Origin of the sequence: Parerythrobacter jejuensis, assembly GCF_039536765.1 — a bacterium.
Taxonomy (GTDB): Bacteria; Pseudomonadota; Alphaproteobacteria; order Sphingomonadales; family Sphingomonadaceae; genus Parerythrobacter; species Parerythrobacter jejuensis.
On sequence record NZ_BAAAZF010000001.1, the window covers coordinates 851,099 to 876,967 of the forward strand.

Annotated in this window: 24 protein-coding genes; 13 read left to right on the plus strand and 11 right to left on the minus strand. The window is 59.2% G+C overall.

What is annotated here, in order from left to right; translation table 11 throughout:
• The first annotated feature begins 157 nt into the window (after positions 1 to 157).
• Positions 158 to 2,092 (plus strand): alpha/beta hydrolase family protein, encoded by a 1,935-nt coding sequence (locus tag ABD653_RS04100; protein ID WP_234032204.1) that lies wholly within the window; start codon positions 158 to 160, stop codon positions 2,090 to 2,092.
• Between the two features lie 15 nt (positions 2,093 to 2,107).
• Here ABD653_RS04100 and ABD653_RS04105 read toward each other — a convergent pair whose 3' ends face one another.
• Genes ABD653_RS04105 through dapA form a run of 3 tightly spaced genes read right to left on the minus strand, consistent with a single transcriptional unit; the run spans position 2,108 to position 4,796 of the window.
• Complete coding sequence (locus tag ABD653_RS04105; protein WP_325065409.1) at positions 2,108 to 3,403, minus strand: hypothetical protein; 1,296 nt, start codon at positions 3,401 to 3,403, stop codon at positions 2,108 to 2,110.
• A 6-nt stretch (positions 3,404 to 3,409) separates the two neighbouring features.
• A complete protein-coding gene (locus ABD653_RS04110) occupies positions 3,410 to 3,901 on the minus strand; it encodes a hypothetical protein (protein ID WP_160779990.1) in 492 nt (163 codons plus the stop codon).
• A 13-nt stretch (positions 3,902 to 3,914) separates the two neighbouring features.
• The gene (gene dapA / locus ABD653_RS04115) at positions 3,915 to 4,796 is read right to left on the minus strand and encodes a 4-hydroxy-tetrahydrodipicolinate synthase (RefSeq protein WP_160779991.1); all 882 of its coding nucleotides are present in this window, start codon (positions 4,794 to 4,796) and stop codon (positions 3,915 to 3,917) included.
• A gap of 109 nt (positions 4,797 to 4,905) precedes the next feature.
• Between dapA and ABD653_RS04120 the strand changes: the two genes are divergently transcribed.
• Genes ABD653_RS04120 through rlmN form a run of 4 tightly spaced genes read left to right on the plus strand, consistent with a single transcriptional unit; the run spans position 4,906 to position 9,096 of the window.
• On the plus strand, positions 4,906 to 6,849 hold the full coding sequence (locus ABD653_RS04120) for a lytic transglycosylase domain-containing protein (RefSeq protein ID WP_234032205.1): 1,944 nt from the start codon (positions 4,906 to 4,908) through the stop codon (positions 6,847 to 6,849).
• A gap of 11 nt (positions 6,850 to 6,860) precedes the next feature.
• A complete protein-coding gene (greB, locus tag ABD653_RS04125) occupies positions 6,861 to 7,340 on the plus strand; it encodes a transcription elongation factor GreB (RefSeq protein WP_160779993.1) in 480 nt (159 codons plus the stop codon).
• The gene (locus ABD653_RS04130; protein ID WP_160779994.1) at positions 7,333 to 7,821 is read left to right on the plus strand and encodes an invasion associated locus B family protein; all 489 of its coding nucleotides are present in this window, start codon (positions 7,333 to 7,335) and stop codon (positions 7,819 to 7,821) included. The genes greB and ABD653_RS04130 overlap by 8 nt, the downstream gene beginning before the upstream one ends.
• Positions 7,822 to 7,857: 36 nt before the next feature.
• Entirely contained in the window at positions 7,858 to 9,096 is a 1,239-nt protein-coding gene (gene rlmN / locus ABD653_RS04135) for a dual-specificity RNA methyltransferase RlmN (RefSeq protein WP_160779995.1), read from the plus strand.
• Here the strand turns inward: rlmN and ABD653_RS04140 are convergent.
• Positions 9,093 to 9,605: a hypothetical protein gene (locus ABD653_RS04140; protein ID WP_160779996.1), complete on the minus strand. Its 513-nt coding sequence runs from the start codon at positions 9,603 to 9,605 to the stop codon at positions 9,093 to 9,095. The two genes, rlmN and ABD653_RS04140, sit on opposite strands and share 4 nt — an antisense overlap.
• 106 nt (positions 9,606 to 9,711) lie before the next feature.
• On the opposite strand from ABD653_RS04140, the gene ABD653_RS04145 reads away from it, so the two are divergent.
• The 5 genes from ABD653_RS04145 to ABD653_RS04165 all read left to right on the plus strand — a co-directional run bounded on the left by ABD653_RS04145 (position 9,712) and on the right by ABD653_RS04165 (position 13,325).
• Entirely contained in the window at positions 9,712 to 10,311 is a 600-nt protein-coding gene (locus ABD653_RS04145; protein WP_160779997.1) for a class I SAM-dependent DNA methyltransferase, read from the plus strand.
• The gene (locus ABD653_RS04150) at positions 10,308 to 10,958 is read left to right on the plus strand and encodes an MOSC domain-containing protein (protein ID WP_160779998.1); all 651 of its coding nucleotides are present in this window, start codon (positions 10,308 to 10,310) and stop codon (positions 10,956 to 10,958) included. Before ABD653_RS04145 ends, ABD653_RS04150 begins: the two co-directional genes overlap by 4 nt.
• A gap of 179 nt (positions 10,959 to 11,137) precedes the next feature.
• The gene (locus ABD653_RS04155) at positions 11,138 to 11,902 is read left to right on the plus strand and encodes an SDR family oxidoreductase (RefSeq protein ID WP_160779999.1); all 765 of its coding nucleotides are present in this window, start codon (positions 11,138 to 11,140) and stop codon (positions 11,900 to 11,902) included.
• Entirely contained in the window at positions 11,899 to 12,561 is a 663-nt protein-coding gene (locus ABD653_RS04160; protein ID WP_160780000.1) for a cytochrome b/b6 domain-containing protein, read from the plus strand. The genes ABD653_RS04155 and ABD653_RS04160 overlap by 4 nt, the downstream gene beginning before the upstream one ends.
• The gene (locus ABD653_RS04165; RefSeq protein ID WP_234032206.1) at positions 12,558 to 13,325 is read left to right on the plus strand and encodes a molybdopterin-dependent oxidoreductase; all 768 of its coding nucleotides are present in this window, start codon (positions 12,558 to 12,560) and stop codon (positions 13,323 to 13,325) included. Before ABD653_RS04160 ends, ABD653_RS04165 begins: the two co-directional genes overlap by 4 nt.
• Here the strand turns inward: ABD653_RS04165 and ABD653_RS04170 are convergent.
• The gene (locus ABD653_RS04170; RefSeq protein WP_160780001.1) at positions 13,322 to 13,762 is read right to left on the minus strand and encodes a DUF1801 domain-containing protein; all 441 of its coding nucleotides are present in this window, start codon (positions 13,760 to 13,762) and stop codon (positions 13,322 to 13,324) included. The genes ABD653_RS04165 and ABD653_RS04170 overlap by 4 nt on opposite strands.
• A gap of 80 nt (positions 13,763 to 13,842) precedes the next feature.
• On the opposite strand from ABD653_RS04170, the gene ABD653_RS04175 reads away from it, so the two are divergent.
• Both ABD653_RS04175 and ABD653_RS04180 read left to right on the plus strand, forming a co-directional pair.
• Positions 13,843 to 15,090 (plus strand): SAM-dependent methyltransferase, encoded by a 1,248-nt coding sequence (locus tag ABD653_RS04175; RefSeq protein WP_160780002.1) that lies wholly within the window; start codon positions 13,843 to 13,845, stop codon positions 15,088 to 15,090.
• Positions 15,091 to 15,153: 63 nt separating this feature from the next.
• Entirely contained in the window at positions 15,154 to 16,368 is a 1,215-nt protein-coding gene (locus ABD653_RS04180; protein WP_160780003.1) for an argininosuccinate synthase, read from the plus strand.
• 255 nt (positions 16,369 to 16,623) lie between these two features.
• On the opposite strand, the gene ABD653_RS04185 is transcribed toward ABD653_RS04180, so the two are convergent.
• A complete protein-coding gene (locus ABD653_RS04185) occupies positions 16,624 to 16,857 on the minus strand; it encodes a hypothetical protein (RefSeq protein WP_344705282.1) in 234 nt (77 codons plus the stop codon).
• A gap of 463 nt (positions 16,858 to 17,320) precedes the next feature.
• On the opposite strand from ABD653_RS04185, the gene ABD653_RS04190 reads away from it, so the two are divergent.
• Positions 17,321 to 17,773 carry a septal ring lytic transglycosylase RlpA family protein gene (locus ABD653_RS04190; RefSeq protein ID WP_160780489.1) on the plus strand — a complete coding sequence of 151 codons (453 nt, stop codon included), beginning with the start codon at positions 17,321 to 17,323 and terminating at the stop codon, positions 17,771 to 17,773.
• A gap of 31 nt (positions 17,774 to 17,804) precedes the next feature.
• Here ABD653_RS04190 and ABD653_RS04195 read toward each other — a convergent pair whose 3' ends face one another.
• The 5 genes from ABD653_RS04195 to uvrA all read right to left on the minus strand — a co-directional run bounded on the left by ABD653_RS04195 (position 17,805) and on the right by uvrA (position 25,815).
• Positions 17,805 to 18,437 carry a putative 2OG-Fe(II) oxygenase gene (locus ABD653_RS04195; RefSeq protein ID WP_234032208.1) on the minus strand — a complete coding sequence of 211 codons (633 nt, stop codon included), beginning with the start codon at positions 18,435 to 18,437 and terminating at the stop codon, positions 17,805 to 17,807.
• A gap of 196 nt (positions 18,438 to 18,633) precedes the next feature.
• Complete coding sequence (locus ABD653_RS04200) at positions 18,634 to 19,086, minus strand: CHRD domain-containing protein (RefSeq protein WP_160780005.1); 453 nt, start codon at positions 19,084 to 19,086, stop codon at positions 18,634 to 18,636.
• A gap of 108 nt (positions 19,087 to 19,194) precedes the next feature.
• Complete coding sequence (locus ABD653_RS04205) at positions 19,195 to 20,073, minus strand: hypothetical protein (protein WP_160780006.1); 879 nt, start codon at positions 20,071 to 20,073, stop codon at positions 19,195 to 19,197.
• Between the two features lie 291 nt (positions 20,074 to 20,364).
• Entirely contained in the window at positions 20,365 to 22,809 is a 2,445-nt protein-coding gene (locus tag ABD653_RS04210; RefSeq protein WP_160780007.1) for an SIR2 family protein, read from the minus strand.
• A gap of 87 nt (positions 22,810 to 22,896) precedes the next feature.
• Positions 22,897 to 25,815: an excinuclease ABC subunit UvrA gene (gene uvrA / locus ABD653_RS04215; protein WP_160780008.1), complete on the minus strand. Its 2,919-nt coding sequence runs from the start codon at positions 25,813 to 25,815 to the stop codon at positions 22,897 to 22,899.
• Between the last annotated feature and the right edge of the window lie 54 nt (positions 25,816 to 25,869).

The window sequence follows — 25,869 nt, forward strand, 5'->3', positions numbered from 1 at the left end:
CAAACTGCCCTTCCGCCACTTCATCCGAAAGCGGAGCGCATGAGCACTCGCCATGCCGCCAAGTGACAGCTCGACCACTGTACTCTGCGTGTTGCATTCGGGATGCAAACCGGCTTTGGTGCCCTTGGTATATGGGTCAAATTCGGGTCTGAAATTCATGAAATCGTTTCGTTTTGGCGTAGCCGCAGCCGCGCTTTGCATCGTCGCTCCTGCCGCTGTTTTCGCCCAGCAAACGCCCCCGCTTGAGGCGTATGGGGATCTGGAAGCCATCGAAAGCGCCGAGATTTCGCCCAGCGGGGCGCATAGTGCGGTGGTGATGACTGTGCAGGGTCAACGGCTGGTGATGGTGTTCGATGCGACGGGTGCACCGAAACGCCAATTCGTTATTGGCGATGTAAAGGTCCGGGCCATCGAGTGGATTGGCGACGAGGCCATCCTCCTCATCCGCAGCGAGACCGGCCGCACAGGCTTCCGCTTCGGCAATCGCAAGCGCGAATGGGTCCGCGCCAATGTCCTTCCTCTGAGCGAAAGCAGCGAAGTCGTTTCGGTTTTCGCCGATCAGAACCGCATCGCGAATGCGATCATCGGATTTCACGGCGTGCGCCAGGTTGACGGCCAATGGAAAGGCTATTTCGGTGGCTTCCGCATGGGCAAGAGGTCGGGCGAAGACCCGCGCATCCTCGACAGCGCCCCCGCCCTGTTCGAAGTTGATTTGCGCAATGGAAAGGCAGAACAGATTGCCTATCCCGCACAATGGCCGGTGCTGCGGGATTGGCTGGTCGACGGTGAGGGCAAACCTGCGGTCACGCTCGATATCAATGGTGAAACCGGAAAATGGCAGATTGATGGGCCCGGAGGGCAGAAGCTGGCGAGCGGGATTTCCGAACGTGGCTCGGTCGATTTGATCGGGTTCGGTGCCGCTGGCGACACGGTTATCTACCAGACATTCGATGAGGATGAGGCAACTGCCAAGCGTTTCGAGGTCCCGCTGGCCGGAGGTGCCCCAGCGCGGGTTTATGAAACCCTGGTGCAGCAGTGGGTCAGCAATCCCTATGATGGCCGCGTACTCGGCGTGGTCGACAAGAGTCGCCAGCCCAGGCTCGAAAATGCGGACCAACAAGCGTCCGCCGAGAAGATCTTCGAGCTGTTCTCGCGCGTGAACGTTTCGCTCGCCGACTATACACCTGATCTTTCAACAATCATCGTACGCACCAGCGGCAATTATGACAGCGGTAGCTGGTACCGGGTCGATACTGCGACCGGCAATCGCATGATCATGGGGCTCGAACGGCCAGCCATCCAGGGGCAAGCGATCGGGAAAATCAGCACGTTCGAATATACGGCCGCAGACGGCCTCGATATCGAAGCAATCCTGACACTGCCACCAGGCCGCGCTGCGGAGAACCTGCCGGTCGTGATCCTGCCCCATGGCGGACCGACCGCGCATGACGAGCCCGTTTTCGACTGGTGGGCGCAAGCCTTTGCCAGCCGTGGCTATGCTGTCCTCCAGCCCAATTTCCGCGGCTCAACCAATCGCGGAGAGAGCTTCCGCGCGGCGGGAGACGGCGAATGGGGCCGCAAGATGCAAACCGACCTCTCTGATGGATTGGCCGCGCTGGCCGAGGCCGGAATTGCCGATGCCAGCCGCGCCTGCATTGTCGGTGCGAGTTATGGCGGATATGCTGCCCTGGCCGGCGTGACCGTCCAGAACGGCGTCTATCGCTGCGCTGTCTCGGTCAACGGGGTGACCGATCTGGAGACGATGTTCGGGGAGGAGCTTTCAGGCCGCCGTGACATCTTCATGAACGGTGTCGAGCAATTGCTGGGCGAAGATGCCGATCTGGATGCCCTGTCACCGCGCCAGATGGCGGGCAGAGCAGATGCGCCGGTCCTCTTGATTCACGGCCGCGACGATACGCGGGTTCCCTACGCGCAAAGTGTCCTGATGGAAGATGCGCTGGAAGATGCGGGCAAGGACGTCACACTGGTCTCACTCGATGGCGAGGACCATTTCCTGTCCAGCGCTGACACGCGCAAGCGGACGCTGATCGAGTCCGTCCGCTTTGTTGAGAGGCACAACCCCGCGGACTAAGCCCTGTCCTTCCGGCTACAGATCACCTGGCAGCGTCGGCTCGCTCAGCAGTTTTTCCATCCGGTCCCAACGCGCATCTTGCGAAGGGCCGGCCTTTTCGATGCTGGCCCGCACCATGTCCCGGCCAAGCCCGTAATTGATCACATAGCTGCGATAAGTATCGGTAAATTTGAGCGATTGCGCAGCGCGTTCCGGAGAAACAAGCTGATACTTCTGAAGCAACTCCTTGGCCTCTTCCGCCTCGATTTCTCCGCCCAGATATTGTGACGTGATCGTATAACGAGCCGGTCCGAGCGCGCGGGTAGCCTTGCGCAATCTGGCATAGGTTTCGAGCTGGTCCGTCGGCAATCCGGCCAGCGGGGCTAGCACTTCCTTCTCGAAAACAAGTTGCTCGTTGCCAGGAAACGCCAGTTCGATACCGTAATTGGCCGAACCTTCTGCGATCAACGATTGTGGCGAATAGAGCGGATAGACCGAGAATTCGAGCCAACCGCGATCAACGCCGAGGTTCTTTTCCAGCAGGGCATTATAGGCGTGGTGGCCGGGATAGCCTTCATGGCAACCCAGATCGACAGCGCGGTTCAGCCGGATCGGCAGATCGGTGTTGATCTCGATCTTGGAGCGGTAATTGCCTTGGTAGTAATTGTACCCGCTCCACGGCTTTTCGGTCACAAATGCCAGGGTGAAGCTCTCGTTGTCCGGCATTTCGATGTGTTCGAATGTGCGGCGCTTGCACTCTGCAATGGCAGCATCCATCACGGGCTGCAGCTTGTCGGTCGGAATGTTGAACCGGGAGTAGAAGTTGTCGAGCCGCTGCCACAAGGGCCCCTCTCCCGGAACCAGCTGATCGACTTCGGCCAGGACCGGGTCAAGCGTGGCCAGGTCGATCAGCTCGACGTCTACACCAAATAACCCCTTGGCCTCTTCGACGAAAGAAAGCGTCTCGCCCCGCAACATCCGGAGCCGGGTCCGCGCCGCCGTCAGTTGAGCCACCATGAAGCGCGCGCGGCGCTCCTCCATGCTGTCGCCTTTTACACCGTCATCAGCAAATTCGCTTGCCCGTGCTTTCAATGCCGCGACCCGCGCCTCCAGCAGCGGCAAGGACTGTCCTTCGGCCTCGGCTTTGGCTTGCTCGGCAATGGGATCAGGACCAAAATAGGCATCGATGTAGCCGGGCTCCTTCTCGCCAATGGTCATCTGCAACAGCAGATATTCCTGCGCGATCCGGTCCATACTGTCGGGCATACGTTCCGGCGTGGTAGAGCAACCAGCGAGCAGCGAAGCAAAAAGGACGGGGGCAATTCTTTTCACGTTTGATCAATCCTTATTGCCAAAGAGCCACGCAAAAACCCGCTTCCAAAAGCGCGCTTCGGCCAGCAGTGCTTTTGCCAGCAGGGGCGGCATGCCCTGTTCAATCAGCCGTTCTTCTTCCGGATTGGCCCCATAGGCATAGCGCGTAATTGCGATGAGTGCGGCAAGCTCGATCGCAACTAGCACTGGCAAAGCAACCCACCGCAACCAACTCAGCAGCGGCAGGACTTCTCCGGTCGCAGGCGGATTCAGATATGCCGCAAACGAAAGCCCCGCGCCGGCAAGTGCCAAAGCCCGCAAGGCAGCAGCCTTCGAAGAGACCTTTCCACGCAGAAACAACCAGTACAACGCCGGCAAGAACACCCCGAAATCGAACAGATAGACCCGCTCCGTCAGGACCGGATTGGCAAGCGTTTGCGACGAAAGGGAGACCTGCCAGGCCGCCAAGAGTGCAAACGGCAGAAGAAGATAGAACCAGTTTTGCTTCACTCTCGCCATTAGTCGCATACCCCTAGAGCAGTCCCGCATGGTCGAGCGCAGCATCCACCGCCTTGCGTGCATGCTCGCTACACGCTGTCAGCGGCAGGCGGACTTCATCGGTGAAACCTTCCATCACCCGGCTCAGCGCGTATTTCACCGGCGCGGGGCTACTGTCTTCGAACATGGCATAATGGAGCGGATAGAGACGGTCGTTGAGCTTGCGCGCCTCGACCAGATCATTGTCGGCGCAAGCCTGCTGGAATTGGGCGCACAATGCCGGCGCGACATTGGCCGTGACAGAAATGCAGCCCTTCCCGCCGGCAGCATTGAAGGGCAAAGCCAGCTCGTCATTGCCGGAGAGTTGGCAGAAATCGCGCCCGATACCCATACGGTGGTCGGCAACGCGCGACAGGTCTTCGCTCGCATCCTTGATGGCGACGATCTTGTCGGGATACTTGTTGGCCAACTCGACCGTCGTTTCCGGCTCGAGATCGGTCACGGTCCGGCTCGGCACATTGTAGAGCACAATGGGCAGCTCGCTGTTCTCCGCCAAATAGCTGAAATGTGCGATCAGACCGGGCTGGCGCGGCTTGTTATAGTAGGGGGCTACGCACAGGCCCGCAGCCGCCCCTGCCTTCTTCGAAAACTGCATATGGAGCAGCGCGTTCATCGTATCGTTGCTGCCGCACCCGGCAATTATAGGCACCCGGCCAGCGGCCTGTTCGATGCAGATTTCGATCACCCGGTGATGCTCTGCATTGGAGAGTGTCGAAGCTTCGCCGGTGGTGCCACACGGCACCAGCGCCTTCGACCCGCCTTCGATTTGCCAGTCGACCAGACGCCGAAAAGCAGCCTCGTCAAACGTACCGTCGCGAAAAGGAGTCACCAGAGCGGGAATTGAGCCCGAAAACATTGAAAGCGGTCCTTCCTGATCCAATAGGGATAGGGTATCAGCGCAAGAAATTGCGACTGGGGGATTTCATTCAGTGCCTGATAAGGAGACATTGGCCAGGATGTCCAGCATGAGTAAGCTTCCGTTCCTCGCTGTGGCGCTTGTGGCCACCACCTCTCTCAACCCGCCGGTCTTCGCACAGGATGCTGCCAGCTGGGATCGTGCGCGATCAGACCTGGTCGCGCGCCAGCCCAGCCAGATGGCCCAGGTCGTCGATCGGTGGCAGTATTTGATCGGTCAGGACAATCTGTCGTTCGATCAATATGCGGGCTTTGTCCTTGCCTATCCCGATTTCCCGCAAGTCAGCCGGTTGCGCACCCGTGCGGAAAACGCGCTCGACGATGAAGCGATCGGTTCGGAACGGCTGGTGGCGTTTTTTGACCAGTTCCCGCCACTGACCAATCCGGCGCAGGCCCGCTATGCCCTCGCCCTCGCCAGCGTAAACCGGGGCGATGCTTTCGACGCGGCGCGCAAGGCTTGGCGCGGCGGCACGATGAGCGGACCGGCAGAAGCCTATCTGGTCGGCCTGTTCGGGTCACGCTTCACGCAAGACGATCACGACGCGCGCATGGACGCGCTCTTGTGGCAGCGCGATGGCGAAGGTGCTGTGCGCCAGATCAACAATGTGTCCCCGTCCAAGCGTGACCTGTTTATGGCACGGCTCGCGATCGTTCAGGGCGGCACGCCGTCGAGCGCCGGCCTTTCCACACCCGGCGATGCGCGCAGCGATCCGGGCTATGTCTATAATCTGACGCGATATTATCGCACCACCCGTCAATTGCCGCAGGCGATCAACCTGCTGGCCAATCGACCGCAATTCACAAGCCTGCCGCATGATGCCGAAGATCTGGTTGGCGAGATGCTGCGCGTGGCGCGTGGCGCAGGTTCCTCCCCGGCAGCGCAAATCGCCAGCAAGGTCGATGATCTGTTTCCGACCGGCTTCGATGTCAGCACCGGGGCCTATCGCCTGCGCGACGACTATACCTCGCTGATGTGGTTGGGCGGGACGAAAGCGCTCTGGAACCTTGGTGACGGTGGCACAGCCGCGCCGCTGTTTTATCGCTACGGCGCAGCGGCGCGTACTCCGCAAACTCGATCCAAGGGGTTCTATTGGGCCGGACTGGCCGCGCAGCGCGCAGGCATGTCGAGCGAAGCGCAGCGTTATTACGAAATGGCTGCAAGCTATCCTGACCGGTTTTACGGTCAACTCGCATTGGGCAAGCTGGGCCGCAACGTGCCGCAATTAGGCAACCAGGCCGTGCCCGAGCCCAGTTTTGAACAGCGTGCCGCGTTTAACCAGTCGTCCCTCGTCCGCGCGACAAGGGAGGTCGCTCGCGGAGCGCCATGGCGCACCGGAATCCAGTTCTACCGTGAACTGGCCCAGAGTGCCGATACCCCGGAAGAGCACATTTTGCGCGCCGACCTCGCCCGCGAAATCGGGCGGCGCGATCTGGCCGTCAACGTAGCAGAGGCTGCGGGGGCCGACGGGCACAGCCAGTTTGTGGCGCAAGGCTTCCCGACGCTCCAGACGCCTCCGGGCACCTATTGGACGATGGTCCACGCGATCAGCCGGCAGGAAAGCCAGTTTGCACAAAATGCGATCAGCCATGCCGGTGCGCGCGGCCTGATGCAGCTGATGCCGGGCACAGCGCGCGAACAGGCGGGCAAGTTGGGCATGCAATATATGCGGGCCAACCTGATCGACAGCCCGAGTTACAACATCCGCCTCGGCAACGCCTATTTCGAACGCATGCTGAGCTATTATGGCGGCGCCTACCCGCTCGCCATCGCGGCCTATAATGCAGGGCCGGGCAATGTGAACAAGTGGCTGCGACGCAATGGCGATCCGCGCACGGGCGCAATCGACTATGTGACCTGGATCGAGAAGATTCCAATTTTCGAGACCAAGAACTACGTCCAGCGCGTGGTCGAAAATGCAGCCGTTTACGAGCAGCTCTATCCGCAGAACGCCCGCAATGGCCGCCCACGCATGGCCGGGGATTTCCTGCGCTAGACCCGCTTGCCGTGAACGCGCCATCCTATCCCATATCGCCTGCCGGCTATGCCGCGCTGAAGGCGCGCTATGACCATCTGTTGGGCACAGAACGCCCGGAGATTGTCGAAATCGTGAGCTGGGCCGCCGGCAATGGGGACCGGAGCGAGAACGGCGATTATCTCTACGGGCGCAAGCGCATGCGCGAGATTGATCGTGAACTGGCGTTCCTGGCCCGCCGTTTGAAAAACTCGCGCGTGATCGATCCTGCCGAGCAGCCGGACACCAGCAAGGCTTTCTTCGGCGCTACAGTGACGTTGGCGGACGAGAACGATGCGCGGAAAACCGTCACCCTGGTCGGCGACGACGAACAGGATGCCAGTGCCGGGCGGATCGGATGGTCGAGCCCGATGGCCCGCGCCCTGAAAGGGGCATCGGTTGGCGACTTGCGCATTGTCCACTTGCCATCAGGGCCGAAAGAATGGGAAGTCATGGCGATTGATTATGCGTAGCGTCACCGCCCTTCTCGCCTTGCTGGTTCTCGTCGCAGGCCCGGTCTCCGCCAAAGACGCATTGGGCGTATTTTCCGACTGGGGCGCTTTCCGCGATCCGCAGGCCCCGCGCTGCTATGCCATCGCCAAGCCCGCCAGCAGCCGGCAGCAGCGCGATTATGATCCCTACGCCACTGTCGGCACATGGCCTTCGCGTAATGTGCGGGGACAGGTCCATTTCCGCGTGTCACGCAATCTGTCGCCCGAACGATCAATAACCTTGATCATCAATGATCGCCGGTTCGAACTGACCGGCGGGGGCGGCGATGCTTGGGCCAGGGACAAGGCCATGGATGCCGCAATCGTCGCCGCCATGCGCGCCGGCAGCCAGATGGTCGTCAGCGCTACAGACAGTCGCGGCAGGCGCTTTTCCAATACGTATGATCTGTCCGGGGCGGCCACCGCGATGGATGCCGCGACTGTGGGCTGCGCCAACCGCTAGCAATCGGGCGCGCCCTGCCCTATATGCGCGGCTCCCATGGCAGATACCGCACTCATGAGCATCCCGGGACAGGTTGATCCCGTGCCCGCCCCGCGTGACATCACGCCGCGCGCCGATGGCCGTACCGATTTGATGGGTCTGCCAAAGGCGCGCATTCGCGAGCTGTTCCTGCAGGCCGGACTGGACGAGAAACAGGCCAAACTGCGCAGCAAGCAGGTCTATCATTGGCTCTATCATCGCGGCGTCACCGATTTTACCGCGATGACCGATATCGGCAAGACCATGCGCCCCTGGCTGGACGAACGCTTTGTCGTGGGCCGCCCCAATGTGGTCGAGGCCCAGCACAGCACCGACGGCACCCGCAAATGGCTGCTGCAAACTGATGACGGCCATGATTTCGAAATGGTCTTCATTCCCGATGCCGACCGGGGCACCTTGTGTGTCTCCAGTCAGGTCGGCTGCACGCTCAACTGCACGTTTTGCCACACCGGCACGATGAAGCTGGTGCGCAATTTGACGCCGGGCGAGATTGTCGGCCAGGTCATGCTGGCGCGCGATGCACTGGGCGAGTGGCCCAAGGGCAAGATGGATTTCGGCGACGAAGCGGATGAAAGCGAATATCGCGCTGATGGCCGCCTGCTAACCAACATCGTGATGATGGGCATGGGCGAGCCGCTCTATAATTTCGACAATGTCCGCGATGCGCTCAAGCTGGTGATGGATGGCGAAGGCCTCGGCCTGTCCCGACGCCGGATTACGCTTTCGACCAGCGGCGTTGTTCCCGCGATTGCAAAATGCGGCGATGAAATTGGCGTCAATCTGGCCGTCTCACTCCATGCCGTGACCAAGGACATTCGCGACGAGATTGTCCCCCTCAACCGCAAATACGGGATCGAGGAATTGCTGGAGGCTTGCGCGGCTTACCCCAAGGCCTCCAACGCGCGGCGCATTACGTTTGAGTATGTGATGCTGAAAGACAAGAACGACAGCGACGAAGATGCGCATGAGCTTGTCCGCCTGCTCAAGCATTACGACTTGCCGGCCAAGGTCAATTTGATCCCGTTCAATCCTTGGCCCGGCTCCGTCTATGAGTGTTCCACGCCGGAACGGATCAAGAGCTTCTCCAACATCGTGTTCGAAGCCGGGATCAGCGCGCCAGTCCGCACCCCGCGCGGACGCGATATCGATGCTGCCTGTGGCCAGTTGAAGACCGCTGCGGAGAAGAAAAGCCGCGCGCAGAGGGATCGGGAAGCGGCAGCAGAAGCTGCAGGCTAGTCAGCCGGTCCGATCACATCCGAGACCGCGTCCCGTGTGTCGGTCACGACAACTATCGTCCCGATCACGCCAAATGCCAGGACGCCGCCCAGGATGTAGAGCCCGGCATTGCCACCGCCGCCTTTCTCGTCATCTTCGTCTGCGCCCAGTCTCGGCCCGAAGGTGGTCATGGGCTGGCCATTCAGCATCATCGTCGGACGCTGTTCGAGTGTGAAAGACAATGCTGTCCGGCGAAGGACCGCCCGATCTGCCAGATTGCGGTCGAAAGTTAGCGAGGATGCAAATTGATCCCCGCCGATACGGGCTGATTCCATGGCGAAGTCCAGCCGTGGCTTGGATTCTCTCGCAGAGCGTGGGCCGCCCAAGGGAATAGTCAGGGATGCCATCCCGCGCATTTCGGATTGGCCCGCATTCTCGACCTCACGCAGGCTCTGCGCCGACACGGGCGCACTGACCAGGGCCAGCGCTGCCCCGCAAGCCATCAGGCCTGCACTGAAATGTTTCTCCATCACCCCATTCCCTTTCGCGTGCAGAATTTCGCGCACCAGTGGCACTAATCCCAGAAAGATGGCAGAAAAACGGCTGGGACATCAACTGGATGTGGAGGAGCCCCGAATGTCAGCCGATCCGGCAACGATTGCTTTTTATGAGAAGCAGGCCCCTCACTACACAATGAGTTTCGGTCAGGCACCGCACCGCCATCTCGATGCATTTCTCGATCGGCTGCAGCCAGGAGCCCGCATTCTGGAATTGGGCTGCGGGGGCGGACAGGATTCCGCCCGCATTATCGAACGCGGGTTTGATCTTGATGCGACTGACGGCGTGGAGGCTATGGCGCGCAAGGCCAATGAACGCTTCAATGTTGGTGCGCGGGTCATGCAATTCCAGGACCTGTCTGCTGTGGCAGTATACGATGCCGTCTGGGCCCATGCCTGCTTGCTCCATGCCGCGCGGGCGGACCTGCCAGGCATCCTGGCAGCCATTCACAGGTCGTTGAGGCCAGGTGGTTGGCACTTTGCCAACTACAAGCTGGGCGACGGCGAAGGCCGGGATCTGTTGGGCCGTCTGCACAATTTCCCCGATGAGTCATGGATTACCCGGGCCTACGAAACGGCGGGTTTCACGATTACCGCGCAGGAGGTCTATCCGGGCAAGGCTGCAGATGGCACACAGCGAGACTGGATCGCGCTGACTTGTCAAAGGGATGCCTTATGAAACCTGTTGTCGATGCAATCTGCGTCGGGACCGCGAAGCCATTCCGCGACGGGGAGCAAAGTGCCTTCGCCAAGGAACCGGTTGCGGGGCCGGTTGCTATCGGTGCCGAGGGTCTCGTCGGCGATACGCAGGCAGACCGCAAACATCATGGTGGACCGCATATGGCTGTGCATCTCTACCCGCGTGCGCATCACGTATATTGGGAGCACGAACTGGGCGGCCACGATGTTCTTGCCTTGCCGGGCGCGTTCGGAACCAATCTGTCGGTCGACGGGATTTGCGAGCGGGATGTCTACCTTGGCGACCGTTTCCAACTGGGTGAAGCCGTGCTGGAAATCAGCCAACCCCGTTTGCCCTGCTGGAAGATAGAGCATCGCTTCGATCGCAAAGGCATGGTCGCAAAGATCATCGCAACCGGGCGATCGGGTTGGTACTTCCGGGTTATCCAGCAGGGCGTTGCGGAGTCTGGCCAGCGGCTTGAACGGGTCGAGACGGGCCGCACGCCATGGACAATCGAGCAGGTCTTCCTATCCATCGTCAATCCGAAGAGCGGAGCCAGCAAGGACGATTTGTTAGCGATGGCCGATTGCGATCTCTTGTCCCCTAGCTGGCGTGATGGCGCGGCGAAAAAGGCTTCCGCGCTCTAGCGTGACCAGATTCGAGAGCTTTCCTACGCAACGCTTCTATGCTCCACTCGCGGGCATGTCCCTCGTCCGATTAAAATACGCAGTCCCGCCGTCTGAAACAGGCCGCAACGGGTTGTCAGGAATTCTCGCCAGGACTGTGTTCCATGTGTTCCATCGCGTAGGATTCCGGAGGGTCCCTGATGCCTAAACCAGCCGTTCTCGTCACCGGTGGATCCAAGCGGATCGGCGCGGCTATCTCGCACCGTTTCGCGGTGGCCGGCTGGCATGTCGTCATCCATTATCACTCAAATGTCGATGATGCGCAGGTTCTCGCCGACACCCTGCCCTCCGCCGAAATCATCGCTTGCGATCTGCGCGACGCAGATGCTGCTGCGGCTATGATCACGCAGTTGGCAAACCGGCTGCCCGATTGGCGCGTGCTGGTGAACAATGCATCTGTCTTCGCCTATGACGATGTAACCGGGATCGATGCGCCAACGTATAGTGCAGCAATGCAAGTCAACGCGCACTCCCCTGCCCTGATGGCCCAGACCTACTTCCAGACTGCCCGGTCGGACGCCGGGCGACGCGTGATCCAGATCACCGATATGAAGCTGGCCAATACCAATCCGGATTTCTTCAGCTACACGATGAGCAAACATGCCGTGAACGGCGCGATCGGGATGATGGCCAAAGCTACGCCCGATCCGCGCGACCGCATCTATGGCGTCGCCCCCGGTGCGATCCTGGCCAGCCATGACCAGACCGAAGGCGAAACCGACATATCCCACAAATTGAACCTGTTGCAGCGGAAGACCGGGGCTGATGAAATAGCCGATGCAGCCCTGTTTCTGGCCGATGGAGCACTGGCAAGCGGCGAAACCTTGTACATCGATAGCGGGCAGCATTTGCTAAACCAGCCACGCGATGTCATCTATTTGGCCAGAGAGGGGTCTCGCCAATGAAAAAACACGTTCTTTCGACCCGGTTGTGGCACTGGATCAACCTGATCAGTATCGTAATACTGTTCATGTCGGGCCTCAATATTTCCAATGCCCATCGCCGCTTGTATTGGGGCGACTGGGGCTTTGCCCCCGAACATGCATGGCTGGAGGTTCCCCGCTTTCCCGGCTGGATGACGATCCCAGATTTCTACAGCCTGGCGCAGGCGCGTGACTGGCACATACTGATGGCGTGGCCATTTGCTGTAGCCTTGCTGTTCATGTGGATCGCGATGATCGTCAATGGCCATTTCAAACGCGATCTGACCACCACCCGCACCGAATGGAAGCCCGCAGCCATCTGGGATGACATCAAGCAGCATGCGAAGTTCAATTTCGATCATGGGGAAGGGAAATACAACTTCCTGCAAAAGTTCAGCTACGGAATGGTCCTGGGCGTTTTCCTGCCGATGATGGTGTTTACCGGAATGGCGATCAGCCCGGGCATGGAACCGGTCTGGGGCTGGTTTTCCGACCTCGTCGGCGGACGCCAGAGCGCACGCAGCCTGCACTTCATCTTCGCCTGGCTCGTCTTCGGCTTTTTCGTCGTCCACCTGCTGCTGGTGATCGTGCACAAACCGTTCCAGCAATTGCGAGACATGATAACCGGAGGCAAGGCATGAGCACGTCAGATCAACGTTGGGCCATGAAACGTCGCGGCGTACTGGCCGGTATGACGGCGTTCCTCGCGGCCGGGTGCCAGAAAGTCTCCGAAAGCACGACAGGGCGCTCTTTGCTCGATGCAGCGCAGGGGTGGCATCAGGGCGCCAACCGGTTGCTGGGCGGACGGACCGGCATGGCCAAGGAGTATGACCGGTCCGAACGGTCACCGTTCTTCCGTGGCAACGGTTCGGTCAATCCGCAAAACGGCGACTACCAGGAACAGGTCGCGGCCAGTTTCGCCAACTGGCGGCTGGAAGTGGGCGGCCTGGTCAACAATCCCATGTCGCTTTCGCTCGAGAACATTCGCGCCTTGCCCCAGCGCACCCAGATTACGCGACATGATTGCGTCGAGGGTTGGAGCGCAATCGGCGAATGGACCGGGCCGCAGCTTTCCACTCTGCTCGAGGCTGCCGGCGTGCAGGACAATGCGCGCTATATCGTGTTCCGCTGTGCCGATAACCTCAACGGCCAGGACTATTACGAGAGTGTCGATATGATCGACGCCTATCACCCGCAAACTATCGTGGCGCATCTCCTCAATGGAGAGCCGCTACCCGTGCGCAACGGAGCGCCGCTGCGAATGCGGATCGAGAAGCAGTTAGGTTACAAGCATCCTAAGTACCTGACAGGGATCGAAGCCGTCGCCAGCCTGGACGATATCGGCGATGGCAAAGGCGGTTATTGGGAAGATCGCGCCGGTTACCAATGGTACGCAGGCATTTAGTCTTCAGGATAAATCCGCTGCATGGCGTCCCAATCGGCCGCAACCATTTGCTCGAGCACGTCCATATCAACATCCGCCAGCTTGTTGATATAAAGGCAGCTCTTGCCGGTCTTGTACTTGCCCAGCTTCGCCAGCAATTCGTCGCGACGCTTGCCCGCAATATCATCGCAGTATCCGCCCATCAGATAAAGCGAGTGCTTGGCCTTCCTCGGGCTGAAGCCCGCCCGCATCCAGTGCACATCGCGTCCACTGGCATACGTCGTGCGATAAGAGCCGTAGCCGATGATGGTCGGGCCCCACATCTTCGGCGCCTCGCCCGTAACGCGGCGGAACAAAGCATCGATAGCTTCCGCATCCTGACGTTTAGCTTCGGGTTCGACCGCAGCGATAAACGCAGCCGGATCGACATCGGTGATCTGTGTTTTTGCCTCTGCCATGCCTGCCATCCTATCGCCATCTTGGCACGGCACCAAGCCCCGCCTGTAACCCGTAGTTTGCCCCTGACGGAGAGTGATGCATGAGCAAGACCCTTCTTGATCGATTCCTTACCGCCGGCGTCAAACAGGGTCGGCTGCGTGTGACCTTCGCTGATGGAACCACTTCGGAATATGGCGCGCCCGCTGCCAGCTACCCCTCTGTCGCGATCCGGTTAACCGACCGCAAAGTGCCACGCGACATAATTTTCGACCCCCGTATCGGCGCGGCCGAAGCTTTCATGGATGGCCGCCTGGTGCTGGAAGAAGGCGAGATCATGGATCTGGTTGAGCTGTTGCGGGCCAACAATCCATGGGACAAGGGCGGCAATTTCGGGCGCCCGAGCAAGCTCAAACGGTTGAAGAACTCGGCTGCTTTCGCACTGGAGCAGGTTAACAATCGCGTCGGCTCCAAATCCAACGTCGCGCATCACTACGACATCGGTAATGACCTGTATGAGCTGATGCTCGATGCCGAGCATATGCAGTATAGCTGCGCCTATTGGCCCTCACCCGACATTACGTTGGGAGAGGCACAGCGAGCCAAACTGGCGCATATCGCTGCCAAACTGGCTTTGGAGCCCGGCAATACCGTTCTCGATATCGGATGCGGCTGGGGCGGGATGGCGATCTTCCTGGCGCAGCATTTCGATGTGAGAGTAACCGGGATCACTCTTTCGGAGGAGCAACTCGCCCTTGCCCGCCAGCGGGTCGAGGCAGCAAGTGTGGCTGACAAGGTCAGCATAGAGTTGATCGACTATCGCGATTTCGCCGCCAATGGCACGCAGTTTGACCGGATTGTCTCCGTCGGCATGTTCGAACATGTCGGCCGCCCTCAATTCGAAACCTTTTTCGAAGCTTGCGCCAAGATCCTGAGGGATGACGGCGTGATGCTTCTCCATACGATCGGCCGCATGGGTATGCCCGGCACGACCGATGCGTTCACTCGAAAGTACATATTCCCCGGCGGCTATATCCCTGCCCTTAGCGAAACAGTCGCCGCCAGCGAGAAGGTCCGCCTCATCGCCAGCGATGTCGAGACCCTGCGCCTCCATTATGCCTACACGCTGCGCGAATGGTATCGCCGCTGCATGGAGCACAAGGATGCCATCGTTGCCATGTATGATGAGAAATTCTTCCGCATGTGGACCTTTTACCTCTCCGGAGCGACCGCAGCATTCGAACATGGCGGTATGTGCAACTACCAGATCCAGTTTGTGCGCCAGCGACGCAGCTTGCAGATAACAAGAGATTACATGCGCGAAGGCGAGCTTGGCCTGAGCGCAAGCTAACTCCGCTTGCCGCCTTTCGCAGGGCCTGATACCCGCGCCGCGACTTTGCGGAGTGCTGTGAGAATGCCTGACCTGAAACGTGTTGTGCTCGCCTATAGCGGTGGCCTTGATACCTCTGTGATTGCCAAATGGCTGGAAACAGAGCGCGGGCTGGAGGTCGTTACCTTCACAGCCGATCTCGGCCAGGGCGAAGAACTGGAGCCGGCGCGCAAGAAGGCGCAGGCGATGGGCATTCCTGACAAGCACATCTTCATCGAAGACCTGCGCGAAGAATTTGTGCGCGACTATGTGTTCCCGATGATGCGCGCCAATGCGCGGTATGAGGGCGACTATCTGCTCGGCACCAGTATAGCACGGCCATTGATCTCCAAACGCCTTGTTGAGATTGCCCATGAAACCGGCGCCGATGCGATAGCCCATGGCGCAACTGGCAAGGGCAATGACCAGGTCCGGTTTGAGCTCAGCGCCTATGCACTTGATCCCGACATCACAGTCATCGCTCCTTGGCGCGAATGGGATCTCACCAGCCGTACTTCGCTGATAGCATGGGCAGAGAAGCACCAGATCGCGGTGCCCAAGGACAAGCGTGGCGAAAGCCCGTTTTCGACCGATGCAAACCTGCTGCACACATCCTCCGAAGGCAAAGTGCTGGAGGATCCGTGGGAGGAGACACCGGATTATGTCTATTCGCGCACGGTGAATCCAGAAGATGCACCCGACAAACCCGAATACATCACGATCGAATTCAAGCACGGTGACGGCGTGGCGCTCAACGGCGAAGCAATGAGCCCGGCGACATTGCTCGCCGCACTCAACGAATTGGGTCGCAAACATGGTGTCGGTCGTCTGGACCTGGTCGAGAACCGCTTTGTCGGCATGAAGAGCCGCGGCATGTACGAGACGCCCGGTGGTGAAATCTATGCGCGTGCGCATCGCGGCATCGAGCAGATCACGCTCGACCGGGGTGCTGCCCATCTCAAAGATGAACTGATGCCGCGCTATGCCGAGATCATCTACAACGGTTTTTGGTTCAGCCCCGAACGAGAGATGCTGCAGGCCGCGATCGACTTGAGCCAGGAAAAGGTGAATGGCACCGTGCGGCTCAAGCTCTATAAAGGTAATGCAGCTGTAGTCGGTCGGAAATCACCGGACTCATTGTACTCAGAAGCCCACGTGACGTTTGAGGATGATGCCGGCGCCTATAATCAAAGTGATGCCGAAGGCTTCATCCGACTCAACGCGCTGCGATTGAAGTTGCTTGGTAAGCGCGATCGCTAGATCGGCCGCAGCCAGAACGCGTCTTTGTTCTCATAATCGCAGTGGAATCGATGAAGCGTTGAGTTATTCACCGCTGTCCACAGCCAAGAATTGAAAAAGTGGAAAAGTCGCTCTTTTCGCGCTTGCCAGAAGCCGATTCGCGGCGCAGATTGATCTTATCGAAACGATGAGAAAGACTCGAGATTGAAGGTCTAACGGCCCGAATATTAAGGGAAATTCAATTTGCTTCGATGTGGAAGCGACTGTCCACGCGACCTAAGAGAGTTGATTGAGGAAGGCCTCGGCTGGATTCAAAAAAAGCTCGTTGACGAGGACGCGATGTGTAGCTGCCACGATCGGAAAGTCCGGTTGGAAAGGACGGGAAAAGGAGGCTTCGGCCAAATGGAACCGGATTGGAAAACCATCAAGGGCGGAACGATCATCGGTAATGCCGATGGAATCAGGATTTGGTGAAAGCAGGCTTCGGCTTGCGGAAGCAAAGTCCTCCAACGGAACAGCCGGATGCCGGTGCGAGCGCCGGTGGAAGAACGCGGGCCTTAGGGCACGCGGAAATCGCCGGAGGCCAAGCGCTACCGGAACGAAAGCATCGCAAGATGCTGGAGGAAAGGAAGACCACGCGCTGGTAAGAGTGGGGTCGGCAGAAATGCCGGCCCCATTTGCTTTGGGTCAGTCAAATACGAAATCCACTCGTGAGACCTATCGCAAGATGAGCGCACAAGCGAGGAAGACTGGCGAACTCGGTTGACTTCGACTCATCGCCAAAATCGCTCGACTCAAGGCAGGATGTGTCCGGAACGCGCCGAATTCTCATTAAGAACCTCCAATTCTTCAGCCTCAATGTGTATTTGCCGCCTCCATGGAAGGCACGATCCACCACCGCGTCTGGCGCGCAATCTCGGCGACCGCCTTTGCTGCGGCGCTTGCACTTCCCGCGCAGGCTTCAACTCCTGCTATGACAGCGGAAGGCATTTCCGAAGCTGAATTCGAATCGAGCTTTGAACGTTTTGATGCTCTTCCTGCGATTCCGGAGCCTTCGGGCAACGTGGTTGATCTGGACAGTTTCGAACCCCCGATCGAAGTTGAGAAAGAATCGGTTGCAGACATATCTGGGCGATCTCTCGGGTTCGGCGTAGCGTCCTATTATGGTCGACGCTTCCATGGCCGGCGGACGGCAAATGGCGAACGGTTCGACATGAATGCGCTAACCGCCGCCCATAAGACCCTACCTTTCGGCTCACGCGTCCGGGTAACTAATCCCAGGAACGGGAAGTCAGTGGTTGTGCGCATCAACGATCGCGGCCCCTTCATCCGTGGCCGCACCATCGATCTTTCTCGCAATGCCGCACAAAAGCTCGGCATTATCCAGCGCGGGCACGGCCGGGTGGAGCTCGAACTCCTCAAATAGAGTTCATTCGCCCGAGTGCCTTTGAGGCGCTTTACAGCTTCAACTCACTTACATCGCGAAAGCTACCGATCGTTCCGCGCACGAAGGTGTTGAATGCGATCGAGTGCCTGTTCTGCTGGCTGCTATTCGCCTCCACATAGTGCTGGAGGCTCGAGCTGAAGAGAACCAGATCCCCCTTTTTCGGCACCACTGCATTGCGCGGAGCATTGTATATGTTCTGTTTGCGACCATCGATCCCCAGTTCGATCTGGCGATAGGTGTTGTGCCTTTCGAAGATCATGTTGCCGGGCGGGTCGGGCATGTCGGTGTAATAGAGTGATCCCGAGACCATAGAGTTCGAATGCGTGTGCCCGTGCATGCCGACGCCGGGCGGATTCATCAGCGCCCAGCTCTGCGTCACTTCCAGCCGGTGCTGCACACCCATTACTTCGCTGGCATACGTGTCGAGCGCTTCCTGCACTGCCTTGGCGACGCTCTTCATCTCGGGCCGATTGAACAGATAGAGCTCGTCCGAGATCTGGTTCACCTGGTTGGTGTTCATCTTCAGCGCCTTGATGAATGCCTCCTGCTTCGTAGAGATCGCATCGGCGATATTGGTGATGAAATACGGCTCGGCGAAGAGCGGTTTTACGTCGAAAGCACGCGCAGCAGTCCTAGTGGCCATCGCGGTGGAATCCCCCATTCCATGTCTACCCGCGCAGACCCTAGACGCGGCCCATACCGACTCGCAAGGGGCGCTTCAGTATTCACCCCGCAACACAAGCCCTGATCGCCCAACGACTCAAGGGGATCGACGGACGACAGGCCCCGCAACGCGCACAACGCGCACAAACGCAGCCCCTCGCCCTTCGAACCCGTTCTCAATCCTCCAGCTGGCCGCGGATCGCGCCGCCGGGGAACTCGGCCGTGTGCAGATTGACATAGTACTGGCCCGGCTTGTTCCCGATCGAGCGCGCCAGCGATCCCTCCACCGTATCGCATTTGGGCGTGTTGTCCGGCGTCAGCTCCAGCGTCATCACCGGCGGCCCGTTTTCGCCCGCATCGCCCTTGTGAATATGCGCCACGGTCATCTCCACATCGCCGGCGGTGAAGGTGTAGCAGACTTCGCCTGTCTTCGGATCGATCTCGGCATTGAAGTCGGCAAAGCCTTCCTCCGCCCCGCCGCCGACCACGGCTTCCCCGTCCAGCGCGGTGAAGACGTAGAGCTTTTCGGGCGGCGGGATCACTTGCGCCGAAAGGGTGAGTATGGGCGCAGCGCCCAGCATCAGTGTCGCTGCGACAGGCGCAAACGTGAAACGAGAAGTCCCCATCATGTCAGATACCTCCGCGCTGCCGCCGGAGCCCCGTGGGACGGCCCCACGTCCGGGACGGCGGGATAGCGCACAGCAGAGTATAGGCGCATTCGGCGCACCGGGGAAGAGTCATTGCAGCCGCGCGTCCAGCTCCTCCTCGCTGGTCACCAGCCACCATTCGTCCAGCCCCGCCTCGAAGGCTTCGAGCTGCAGATCCTCCACCGCCCAACCGGCCTCCCCCTCGACAAGCTCGGTCGGCAACTGGGCCCCGCGCGGGCGGGCGGCCTCCATGCGTGCGAGGCGGTTTTCCAGCCACATCGGGTCGTCCGGCCCTGGCGGCGTGCCATCCTCGTCGCGACAGGCGCCATCATGCCCGTCGCCACTCTCCGCGCCACCCTCTTCGGCCCCTTCTGCGCCACATGGCCCGTTCTCCGCACACGTCTCGCAATCCGGCCCCTCGTCCGCCTCCAGCGCCTCCCCGCAAACCCTACAGGATGGAACACATGGAACACTGTCCTGGCGTTCTTCCTCCGGAGCCTCCTGCGCCCCAGCCTGCAGCACGATGGCGTCCAGCTCACGCCCCTCGCGCAGGGCATCAATCCGGTCATCGAGCACCGCGACAGTGCCGGAGAGGTCCGCCCGCTCCGCCAGCCGGTCAAGCCGCCCGAGATGCGCCAGCAACAGCCGCGTGTCATAGCGCCGCCGCCGCGCGACCTCCTCGCCATGATAATAGACCGCCTCCTCCACCCCGTTGACCGCACGATCACCCAACACCCCCTCCACATGCACCCGCGCCGCCAGCAGCGCCGCATCCCACATCTGCGCAAAGGCAGCAGAGCGCCGCCGCGCGCGGTATGCGGTCTGCGCAGAGATCGTGGCCGCCCTGCACGCCACCCGCACATTGCCGAACTGCGCAAGGGATTCGAGAAACACGGCCTTGCGGTTGGGCGTCAGGATGGTGAAGCGTTCGCCCGTGGCGAATTGCGACTGCGGAACAAGCTCGGTCACAAGGCACCTCCTGCGCTGGCTGGCGCAAGCTCGGTCGGCGACCAGCCGACCGCAAGCGCGGAGTCGGAGCCGAAGGCGGAGACGTGCACAGCACAGCTGCAAGGCCGCCCGAGCTTAGGCGAGGTAGCCGAAGCGAAGCTGAACCGCCGTAGGCGGGACAACGTACACGGACGTGCACCGCCCGGCGTTTGAGGGGCTAAACAAACAAACATGACAGTTCACCTGTGGGGTTGAGGGTCAGGGAACCGGGTTAGGTATACAAATCGAGGGGTGTAGGACAGATTGCTGCACTTATCCGTTAAACAAAACCAACTGGGCGTCCGAAAGGGCCTTCTTTAGAACTCGCGTTTCGCCCTTCTGCGATCGGGGAAATCGATCGAACTCCGAAGCTTTCTCCTTCGCTAGACCCAAAAGTTTGGTCAGCCTCTCACGTATATCTGGTGTAACATTGTCTATATGCACTTCTAGGAAGCCCTCGATCAGGGGCATGCTGCGCATCGCATACACCACGTCATATCCTCGGTCATCGAGCAGACCGTAAAGATCTTGCAGCGCGTCACGAACCTCGCCTTCTGAATAATAGTCCCTATTGCGAGCATTCTTCATAAGAAACAATCTCGCTCTTTGATCGATTATCTGAAATGGCGAATAATCTGCACCGCGCGCCTTAGCCTTCGAGAGCGCCGTCTTTATATACCTTTCCGCACCCTCCAAATCATCAATCTCCATCCTCGACATAGCGTATTGGAGCCAAAACTGCGGATTATTACGGATTCTTGGCGCATTTGAAAGTTTTCGATAAACTTGGCCAATAAGAATAGCAGAAGCTTCAGTATTACCAAACAGACGACGAAGAAAACGAAACTTCATGAGTTCCTTCAAGTTTTCCTCGAAGTCCCAGCCCGACCGGTAATCATTAGCGCTATCTGCCGTGCGCAAAACGATTTCTGAATAACACTTCACTAACAGATCACGATCTTCCTCAACAAATTTTCTAGTGAGAATGAAATCTGCCAGCTGTGCTGACGTGAACAAGTTCCAATCACGGCCGCGTCGGAAAAGAAAAGAGATGTCACTACTAGTGACAGTACTCCTGAGTTTCTCTTCATCAATATCGAGCCAGCTAACGATCGAAGTCCATGTCACATGCTTTTGACAAAGAGAGGAAATCAGCAGGCCAGCGAATGGTTCTCGAAGGTCATCATTTGTACGAAGGAAGAATTCGACAATCCTATCAATCGTTTCAGCAATCTTCGACTCTTCAAAAAGAGCTAAGACAATAGAACGAACCTCAGCCGAACACTCCTCTCGTAAGAACTCGATCCGGCTTTGCTCAGTTGCGCCCGCCTTGGACTCCCAATAGCCCCAGCGCTCAAGTAAACGGTCAAAATCAGCAATCTCATCGTTATCGAGCACATTCAAGTCAATGGTTCTATATGCTCCACCTAGCTTCGATGCGATTTCTTCGAATCTGAAATCTTGGTCGCCCCGGGTTGTAGCAATCAACAAAGCTTGACCATGCAAGCGTTGGCCCGCAAATGCTGCAACGGTGCGATATCGAAGAACATCGTCGATTAAAAAAGCAACCGGCTGCCCTGTGGCAAGCACACGCTCGATCTCCTCATTGATCTCTGGCAGCCGCGTATCAATCCAGAATACTCGATAACCCCGCTGTAGAAGAGCTACCGAAGCTTGATACAAAAAAGCGCTTTTGCCGTTGCCAAAGTCCGACGAGACAATGAACCGTCCCACCGACGCATCCAAAAGTGTTTTTACATGAGAACGCTCAATACAGTATGGCTCAGACTCAATTACTTTCTGGCGTAGGAAGTTCGCAGGCTCAACTTCGCCCCTCAGAATTAGCGTCAAGAAGTCTTCGGCCTCGTTAACATCAGCCGCGTCGACTAACTTTTGCTCGCGCAAAAACTGCAGGTCGGTTTCACCGGGCTCGATCGAGCAAGCTCGCAGCTTCTCAACGAACCCGTCACTACCAACAGACAAAACATGCCCAAACTTTCTCAGCCGCGATTTTGTGAAATCAGAATCGTTGGGACCTGTGATGATTACGGTCTTATCACGAACCTCTCCGCCAGATTTCAAGAATCCAGACGCGATCTGCAGATCCCTAAGGGAGTATCCGACCAAGACAATGGCACGAGCGCACGCAATTTCGTTAAATAACTTTGCGTATAGGTCTCGGTTCGACTTCTCTAGTTTGAGATAATTTGTTTCGGACAGGACCATGGAGGGATCGATATCCGCCTCACGAAGATCTAACGCACGTCCGTGTAGGTAGTAGATCGGCGTAAGACTGGCCGAAATCGAACGACTTTCGCTTGCAGGGGTAACTGGCACACGAGCGGAAACCCTAACTTGTTCAATGATATCATCGAAATTGGTCGTAAAAATCGAACGCCAATTTCGCTCAACGAGCCACCGTTGATCTTCCGTCGGAATAGTCGATGTCAGCCTTTGTATCAGATAGCTATTGATTTTCTGCTTACCGCCATCAACTTCATTCGCGAACTCAGCAACTTCAGAGAGTGATGGCTCCTCTTCTTTTGGGACGCCCAACAATTCCTTAAGCTCGCTCGTAAGTTCATCTGTCGATGGGACTGTCTTCTCGCTACCTGCGATAGGAGTTCCACGCGAGAAACCCGCACCTGCAAAAAGTACAGCTGCTCCCGCACTTAGTGCGTGACTTACTTGCTCAATAACCTCTTGATCGGACCGCATGACCGAAGACTAGCCTCGGCAATCGACCTGTCAATACATGGTCGGTGCGAGGGACAACAGCGTGAGGGACAGTGCTTGCCCTGCAGCCTACTCCGCCGCCTCCGCCTGCCGCTCCAGCATCGGCTTGAGATACTGCCCGGTGTAGCTGCCCTCCACCGCCGCGACCTCCTCCGGCGTCCCCTGCGCAACAACCTCCCCGCCCCGCACACCGCCATCCGGGCCGAGGTCCAGCACGTGGTCCGCTGTTTTGATCACATCCAGATTGTGCTCGATCACCACGACCGAATTGCCCTGGTCCACCAGCCGGTGCAGCACTTCGAGCAGTTTGCGCACGTCTTCGAAATGCAGGCCGGTGGTCGGTTCGTCGAGGATATAGAGCGTCTGCCCGGTGCTGCGCTTGCTCAGCTCCTTGGCGAGTTTCACGCGCTGCGCCTCGCCGCCTGACAGGGTGGTCGCCTGCTGGCCGACCTTGACGTAGCCCAGCCCGACTTCGTTGAGCATATGCATCTTGTCGCGGATCGGGGGCACGGCCTTGAAGAACTCCTCCGCATCTTCGATCGTCATATCCAGCACATCGGCGATGGAGTGGCCTTTGAACTTCACCTCCAGCGTTTCACGGTTGTAGCGTTTGCCGCCGCATTCCTCGCAGGTGACATAGACATCGGGCAGGAAGTGCATTTCGATCTTGATCAGCCCGTCGCCGGTGCATTTCTCGCAGCGGCCGCCCTTCACGTTGAAGCTGAAGCGGCCCGGCTTGTACCCGCGCGCGCCGCTTTCGGGCAGGCCGGCGAACCAGTCGCGGATATTGGTGAAGGCGCCGGTATATGTCGCGGGGTTGGAGCGCGGGGTGCGGCCGATGGGCGACTGGTCGATCTCGATCACCTTGTCGCAATATTCGAGGCCGGTGACCTTCTCATGCGCGCCCGCGATCACCCGGGCGCCGTTCAATGTGCGCGCGGCGGAGGCGTAGAGCGTGTCGATCGTGAAGCTGGACTTGCCGCTGCCCGATACGCCGGTGACGCAGGTAAAGGTGCCGAGCGGAATGCCGGCAGTGACGTCTTTCAGATTGTTGGCCTGTGCGCCGTGGACGGTGAGCTGGTGGCCGTTGCCTGTGCGGCGTTCCCTGGGGATGGCGATCTCGCGGCGGCCGGTGAGGTAGTCTGCGGTGAGTGACTTCTTCGATTTGAGCACCTGCTTGAGCGTGCCCTGCGCCACCACTTCGCCCCCGCGCACACCGGCGCCTGGGCCGAGATCAACCACATGATCGGCCTGGCGGATCGCATCCTCGTCATGCTCCACCACGATCACCGTATTGCCGAGATCGCGGAGGCGCTTGAGCGTTTCCAGCAGCCGGTCATTATCGCGCTGGTGCAGGCCGATGCTCGGCTCGTCGAGCACATAGAGCACACCGCTGAGGCCGGAGCCGATCTGCGAAGCGAGGCGGATACGCTGGCTCTCCCCGCCCGACAGCGTGCCGGAGGTGCGGTCCAGATTGAGGTAGTCGAGCCCGACATTGTCGAGGAAGCCCAGCCGTTCGTTGATTTCCTTCAGGATGGCGCGGGCGATTTGCTGCTGCGTCTCCGTCAGCTGCGCATCGAGGCCGAGGAACCAGTCCTTCGCATCCGAAACGCTCATGCGCGTGGGGGCGCTGATATCGGTCCCCGCGATCTTCACCGCCCGCGCCTTCTCGTTCAGGCGCGCACCGCCGCAGGTCTCGCACGGCTGCGCGGTCTGGAACTTGGCCAGCTCCTCCTGCATCCACGCGCTTTCGGTCTGGCGCAGACGGCGGTTGAGGTTACCGATCACCCCCTCGAACGGCTTGTTGACCGTGTATTGCTTGCGCCCGTCCTTGAAGGTCAACGGCACCGGCATCCCGCCCGTGCCATGCAGGATGATCATCCGCTGGTCCGGCTCCAGCGCGTTCCACGGCGTAGTGACATCGAAATCATACGCCTTGGCGAGGCTGGTCAGCACCTGCATGTAATAGGGCGATGGCGGGTTGGACTTCGCCCATGGCACCACCGCACCCTGTTTCAATGTCAGCGCCTCGTTCGGGACCACCAGTTGCGGATCGAACAATTGCTTCTCGCCCAGCCCGTCACAGGTCGGGCACGCCCCCTGTGGCGAGTTGAAGGAGAACAGCCGCGGCTCGATTTCTTCAATGGTGAAGCCGCTGACGGGGCAGGAGAACTTCTCCGAGAACACGATCCGGTTGGCCGGAATGCCCGCGCCTTTCATCGCGCCGCCCGCGTCGTCGTCCTCGCCTTCACGCCCTGGCGCCACACCATCGGCAAGATCGACATAGGCCAACCCTTCGGCCAGCTTGAGCGCGGTTTCGAACGAGTCCGCCAGTCGCGTTTCCAGGTCGGCCTTCACCGCCAGCCGGTCCACCACCACTTCGATGTCGTGCTTGAACTTCTTGTCGAGCGCCGGGGCCTCTTCGATCGGATAGAGCTCGCCATCGATCCGCACGCGGGTGAAGCCCGCCTTCTGCCATTCGGCCAGCTCCTTGCGATATTCCCCCTTGCGTCCGCGCACCACCGGCGCGAGCAGATAGAGCCGGGTGCCCTCGGGCAATTCCATCACCCGATCGACCATATTGGAAACCGTCTGCGCCTCGATCGGTTTGCCGGTGGCCGGCGAATAGGGCACGCCAACGCGCGCCCATAGCAGCCGCATATAGTCGTAAATCTCGGTCACCGTCGCCACGGTCGAGCGCGGGTTGCGCGACGTCGTCTTCTGCTCGATCGAGATCGCGGGGCTGAGCCCGTCAATATGCTCGACATCGGGCTTCTGCATCATCTCCAGAAACTGCCGCGCATAGGCCGAAAGGCTCTCGACATAACGCCGCTGCCCCTCGGCATAGATGGTATCGAAGGCGAGCGACGATTTGCCCGAGCCGGACAGGCCCGTGATCACAATCAACGCATCACGCGGCAGATCGATATCGACGCCCTTGAGATTATGCTCGCGAGCACCGCGGACTGAAATTTTGGTAAGTGCCATGATTACTCAATTGGGGCCTGTGTTGCGATGAGTCCAGAGCGGACCTGGGACCAT

Coding starts and splice junctions, on each gene's coding strand:
- ABD653_RS04100 (WP_234032204.1), top strand. CDS start 158: ATGAAATCGTTTCGTTTTGGCGTAGCCGCAGCCGCGCTTTGCATCGTC.
- ABD653_RS04110 (WP_160779990.1), bottom strand. CDS start 3,901: ATGGCGAGAGTGAAGCAAAACTGGTTCTATCTTCTTCTGCCGTTTGCA.
- dapA (WP_160779991.1), bottom strand. CDS start 4,796: ATGTTTTCGGGCTCAATTCCCGCTCTGGTGACTCCTTTTCGCGACGGT.
- ABD653_RS04120 (WP_234032205.1), top strand. CDS start 4,906: ATGAGTAAGCTTCCGTTCCTCGCTGTGGCGCTTGTGGCCACCACCTCT.
- ABD653_RS04130 (WP_160779994.1), top strand. CDS start 7,333: ATGCGTAGCGTCACCGCCCTTCTCGCCTTGCTGGTTCTCGTCGCAGGC.
- rlmN (WP_160779995.1), top strand. CDS start 7,858: ATGGCAGATACCGCACTCATGAGCATCCCGGGACAGGTTGATCCCGTG.
- ABD653_RS04140 (WP_160779996.1), bottom strand. CDS start 9,605: ATGGAGAAACATTTCAGTGCAGGCCTGATGGCTTGCGGGGCAGCGCTG.
- ABD653_RS04145 (WP_160779997.1), top strand. CDS start 9,712: ATGTCAGCCGATCCGGCAACGATTGCTTTTTATGAGAAGCAGGCCCCT.
- ABD653_RS04150 (WP_160779998.1), top strand. CDS start 10,308: ATGAAACCTGTTGTCGATGCAATCTGCGTCGGGACCGCGAAGCCATTC.
- ABD653_RS04155 (WP_160779999.1), top strand. CDS start 11,138: ATGCCTAAACCAGCCGTTCTCGTCACCGGTGGATCCAAGCGGATCGGC.
- ABD653_RS04160 (WP_160780000.1), top strand. CDS start 11,899: ATGAAAAAACACGTTCTTTCGACCCGGTTGTGGCACTGGATCAACCTG.
- ABD653_RS04165 (WP_234032206.1), top strand. CDS start 12,558: ATGAGCACGTCAGATCAACGTTGGGCCATGAAACGTCGCGGCGTACTG.
- ABD653_RS04170 (WP_160780001.1), bottom strand. CDS start 13,762: ATGGCAGAGGCAAAAACACAGATCACCGATGTCGATCCGGCTGCGTTT.
- ABD653_RS04175 (WP_160780002.1), top strand. CDS start 13,843: ATGAGCAAGACCCTTCTTGATCGATTCCTTACCGCCGGCGTCAAACAG.
- ABD653_RS04180 (WP_160780003.1), top strand. CDS start 15,154: ATGCCTGACCTGAAACGTGTTGTGCTCGCCTATAGCGGTGGCCTTGAT.
- ABD653_RS04190 (WP_160780489.1), top strand. CDS start 17,321: ATGACAGCGGAAGGCATTTCCGAAGCTGAATTCGAATCGAGCTTTGAA.
- ABD653_RS04195 (WP_234032208.1), bottom strand. CDS start 18,437: ATGGCCACTAGGACTGCTGCGCGTGCTTTCGACGTAAAACCGCTCTTC.
- ABD653_RS04200 (WP_160780005.1), bottom strand. CDS start 19,086: ATGATGGGGACTTCTCGTTTCACGTTTGCGCCTGTCGCAGCGACACTG.
- ABD653_RS04210 (WP_160780007.1), bottom strand. CDS start 22,809: ATGCGGTCCGATCAAGAGGTTATTGAGCAAGTAAGTCACGCACTAAGT.
- uvrA (WP_160780008.1), bottom strand. CDS start 25,815: ATGGCACTTACCAAAATTTCAGTCCGCGGTGCTCGCGAGCATAATCTC.